4 protein-coding genes are annotated in these 4,160 nt (G+C 50.2%); 3 read left to right on the forward strand and 1 reads right to left on the reverse strand.

Going from position 1 to position 4,160, the window contains the following annotated elements; translation table 11 throughout:
* Positions 1-111: 111 nt before the first annotated feature.
* The 3 genes from KDK14_RS16105 (at position 112) to hemW (ending at position 2,503) form a co-directional block, all read left to right on the forward strand.
* Positions 112-618, forward strand: coding sequence for a DUF4426 domain-containing protein (locus KDK14_RS16105; RefSeq protein WP_257266196.1), 507 nt, complete (start codon positions 112-114; stop codon positions 616-618).
* 63 nt (positions 619-681) lie between these two features.
* Positions 682-1,329, forward strand: coding sequence for an RdgB/HAM1 family non-canonical purine NTP pyrophosphatase (gene rdgB, locus KDK14_RS16110; protein ID WP_257266197.1), 648 nt, complete (start codon positions 682-684; stop codon positions 1,327-1,329).
* A gap of 22 nt (positions 1,330-1,351) precedes the next feature.
* Positions 1,352-2,503: a radical SAM family heme chaperone HemW gene (hemW, locus tag KDK14_RS16115; RefSeq protein ID WP_257266198.1), complete on the forward strand. Its 1,152-nt coding sequence runs from the start codon at positions 1,352-1,354 to the stop codon at positions 2,501-2,503.
* 31 nt (positions 2,504-2,534) lie between these two features.
* Here hemW and KDK14_RS16120 read toward each other — a convergent pair whose 3' ends face one another.
* Positions 2,535-3,854, reverse strand: a complete 1,320-nt coding sequence (locus tag KDK14_RS16120) for a hypothetical protein (protein WP_257266199.1) — start codon at positions 3,852-3,854, stop codon at positions 2,535-2,537.
* Positions 3,855-4,160 lie beyond the last annotated feature (306 nt).

The following is a 4,160-nucleotide window of genomic DNA, read 5'->3' on the forward strand; positions in this document are numbered from 1 at the left end:
GCAGTTGCCGCGTAGGGCAGTCTACTCTCGGACAGCCTCCCGGGCTGGTGGCAATTCTTGAGAAATGATGAAGTTATTCTGGGACAAATCAAAAAACCGGAGAATTGCATAATGGCGATGCTGCACAGTATTACGTCAATGACCAGGCGTTGGATAGCATACCTGGCCCTGCTGTCGGGTGTTGTTGGGATGGCTAATCCGGTGATGGCTGAAAGCCAGATTCCAGAAGCCCGGGTGATGAATCAGGAACCCATTCAGATGGGTAATTACCAGATTTACTTCAGTGCCTTCAATAGTACATTTGTGCCGCCCGGTATTGCCGGGCACTATAATCTCCGCCGGGGTGACCGGTACGGTATCGTCAATATTGCCATCCGTGATGTTTCATCCAATGAGCTGGGCACCGCAGTCACCGGCAAGGTTACTGGCCATACGATGAACTTGCTGACCCAGAAAAACAGCCTGAAGTTTTCTGAGGTCAAAGAAGGCAGTGCGATTTACTATCTGGCCGATTTTAAATTTTCAGATGAAGAGCTGCTAAAATTTGCCATAGATGTCAAGCCTCAGGGTAGCTCGCAGAGCGAGACCATTCGCTTTGAGCAGGTCTTTTATCATTAAAATGTCGTTTATCAGTGCTGTGTATTGCGGGGGGTCTGTGCCGCGACATTTTAATCAGGGATCATGTGCACAATTGTGAGAAACAGTATGAATGAGGGGATGCGCAAGGTTGTGCTTGCCAGTGGTAACCAGGGCAAGCTGGCAGAGTTTCGGAAGATGTTCGAGACTCTGGGGATCACGATTCACCCCCAAAGTGAGTTTGGTATCGGTTCTACCTATCCGGAAGTGGAAGAGACGGGCCTGACCTTTATTGAAAATGCCATTATCAAGGCCCGTTATGCCGCTGGCGTATCAGGCCTTCCGGTCATTGCCGACGATTCTGGCCTGGAGGTTGATTGCCTTAACGGGGAACCGGGTATCTATTCTGCCCGCTATGCAGGGCCAGACGCTTCTGCTGCTGATAACAACCAAAAGTTGTTGCAGCAGTTACAGGGGCTAAAGTCGGCCGAGCGCACCGCACGGTTTCACTGTGTGCTGGTCTACCTCCGTCATCAACATGACCCTACCCCGATCATTGCCCATGGCCAGTGGGAAGGGTATATCATTGAAGAAGCCCTTGGGGAACACGGTTTTGGCTATGACCCCCTGTTCCTGGTACCTGCAGAGCACTGTACGGCGGCGGAACTGCCCGCAGAGTTAAAGAACCAGCTGAGCCATCGGGCCCGGGCGTTGCAGCAGCTGGTTGCCCGTCTCAAGGAGATAAAACGCTGAGGCCTGCTTCAGCGCTGTTAACATGCTTAAACTTCCGCCTCTCAGCCTTTATATCCATGTGCCATGGTGCGTGAAGAAGTGTCCCTATTGCGACTTCAACTCCCACAGAATCACTGGCGATATACCTGAAGATGCCTACATCAACGCGTTACTGCATGATATTGACCACGAACTGGACAGCGTCCAGGGGCGCCCGATCCATTCCATTTTTATGGGTGGCGGGACACCCAGCCTGCTGACGGCAAACGCTTATCAAAAGCTGTTTGACGGCCTTCAGGCGCGGGTAAGGTTTTCGGATGATATTGAGATCACCATGGAAGCCAACCCCGGTACCTATGAACATGATCGCTTCCAGGCTTATCTGGAGGCGGGGGTAAACCGGCTTTCATTAGGGGTTCAAAGCTTTCAGGATGAGAAGCTGGCCGCCCTGGGACGTATTCATTGTGCCGATGAAGCGCGACAGGCCATTGCCTCCATCACCGGCTTCAGCAATATCAATATCGATCTGATGCATGGCTTACCGGGGCAATCGCCTGAGGATGCCCTTTACGACCTGAAACAGGCCATTGACCTTAAGCCAGCACATATCTCCTGGTATCAGCTGACCATTGAGCCAAATACGGTTTTCTACTCCAAAACTCCTCTGTTACCGCCGGATGATACCCTCTGGGATATTCAGGAAGCAGGGCAGGCCCTGTTGGCATCCGCGGGGTTTCAACAGTATGAGATTTCTGCCTTCAGTCAGCCCGGGCGACGCTCAAAACACAATCTTAACTATTGGCAATTTGGTGACTATATCGGTATTGGCGCTGGTGCCCATGGCAAGTTGACCCATGCATCCACCGGGCAGATTTATCGTAACTGGAAAACCCGGATGCCGGCAGATTACCTGGCCGCTGACAGCTATATTTCCCATGCCTTTGAGGCAGGGCGACGGGTGCTGACAGCGGATGAACTGCCCATTGAGTTTATGATGAATGCCCTGCGACTGCATGAAGGCGTCGATGTACAGCTATATAGTGAGCGAACGGGCCAGCCATTGGGCGATATCGCCCGAAAGCTGGAACTTGCCCGGCAGAAAGCCTTGCTGGAACCGCTGGCGTTGGTGAACCGGCTCCAGCCTACCCCTGTGGGCAGGCTTTTTCTGAATGATTTGCTGGAACTGTTTGCGTGAGTGTTTCTCTGGTTATGCAGGCTTGTTCAGGTCAGGTGGAATCTGCTGACAACGCAGGAATCCCGGATTCTAGTTCGACATTCTTGCCATGATCCGTTTTTACCTTTTTTACTGCCTCTATAAACTCCTCAACACACTCTTTTACTCTGGCCTCGAACTCATGGATTTCAGGCTTGGTCAGGCTGCCCAATTTCTCTACGTGGTATTTTCCAGCCAGTATACCCAGTTTTTTTTGGCTATTGTCCAAGGCCAGGGCAGCATCCCATTGTGATTTTACTTCCCAGGAAAGTTTATTGTGAACAGACGCTAAAGCCCTTTGCAGTTGTTTAAGACCTTTGCGAACATCGATTGTCGAGTACTCAATACACTGATCCACCAGGCTTTCCAGTCTTTCTACAATCTTTGCAGGTGTTTGCAGCTCCCCGGAGGTTGACTGATCAGATCTGTGTTGCGTGTCCTGGCGCTCAAAACTGTAATTTCCACTTCTGAATGTTGACGTCAGCGCCGGGGTAGAAAGTCTTCTCCCTAAAAGCCCGGGCTTCTCTTTCAATGGTGGCTCGGCAATTTTAACTGGCTCGGCAATTTTAACTGGCTTGGCAATTTTAACTGGCTTGGCAATTTTCACGGGTTGGGGAATTTTCACTGGCTGGGCAATGTCTGAAAAAGATTCTTCGCGGCTGACTTCTCGTGCTGCCTGCCATGCAGATCTTCTCTGGCTCACTCGTTGCTTCAACTCCTGCTCTAATTTTTTAACACTGACTGAATCAAAAGACTTGGATCGGGTTAGCCGCTCGTGACCACTTGTCATTGTTTTCCGGATCGTTGGTTCTCGAAGAAGGATTCCTGAACGACCGGGGTTGGTCTGGCCTGATATGGGCAGAGACGGACGACTACGATTGTTTTCCGTTCTGCCAGAAGAAGAATAGCTGCCCTGCTGTGAGCTTACCGATGCCTGTTGAGGCAAACTGGAATAGTTGGGGTTTGCAGGGCGTTTGAAGCGATCTTTTGCTGAAGGATCAGACGTTGTTTTGCTGGTATCTTTCGCAAGACTTTTAGGCGTTCGTACCGGTTGCGATGATAATCCGGGGCTTTGCTGGTCATCATTTGTCTTGGCATGGCTTTTGGGGTGGCTAGAGTATGCAGTTGTTTTCTCCGTTGTTATTTTATGCGCCATTAAATCTTTCGGATTTGCTGTCAATGAACCGTGATGCCCGGTGACTGTTGGCAGTTGTTTATCTGGCTCTACCTCCCTGTACCTTGAAGGATGCTCTGGACCGGTCTGCCCTGGCGCTTGCAGGACAGCAAAATTCTGGGTGGGGGGATACGGTTTTGGACATAGTGGATTTGCCATTTTAAATACCCATTCAGTTAATTTGACGGGTGTATAGATGTTTATTCTATAAAATAGTTTTAGATCAAGTGGAATCTTTAACTTAATCCGAAATCGAGAATCGCTATAACCTTTTTTTAATAAGGTGATATCCTGCCATCGACGTTCACCGCCTGAGTAGTTAGCCAACAAAAGTTAGCCAACAAAAGTTAGCCAACAGAAGAAGTCATTACAGCACAAATCCTGAAATACAGGCAGATTCCAAAGGGCCACCCGGGAGGCTGTCCGAGAATAGACTGCCCTACGCGGCAACTGCTCCTGCGTTGC

It is taken from the genome of Endozoicomonas sp. ONNA2 (assembly GCF_024606365.1).
In the GTDB taxonomy this organism is placed as follows: Bacteria; Pseudomonadota; Gammaproteobacteria; order Pseudomonadales; family Endozoicomonadaceae; genus Endozoicomonas.

What these genes read in the sequence shown, in the direction of transcription:
- KDK14_RS16105 (WP_257266196.1), top strand. Translation starts at nt 112, where the DNA reads ATGGCGATGCTGCACAGTATTACGTCAATGACCAGGCGTTGGATAGCA.
- rdgB (WP_257266197.1), top strand. Translation starts at nt 682, where the DNA reads ATGTGCACAATTGTGAGAAACAGTATGAATGAGGGGATGCGCAAGGTT.
- hemW (WP_257266198.1), top strand. Translation starts at nt 1,352, where the DNA reads ATGCTTAAACTTCCGCCTCTCAGCCTTTATATCCATGTGCCATGGTGC.
- KDK14_RS16120 (WP_257266199.1), bottom strand. Translation starts at nt 3,854, where the DNA reads ATGGCAAATCCACTATGTCCAAAACCGTATCCCCCCACCCAGAATTTT.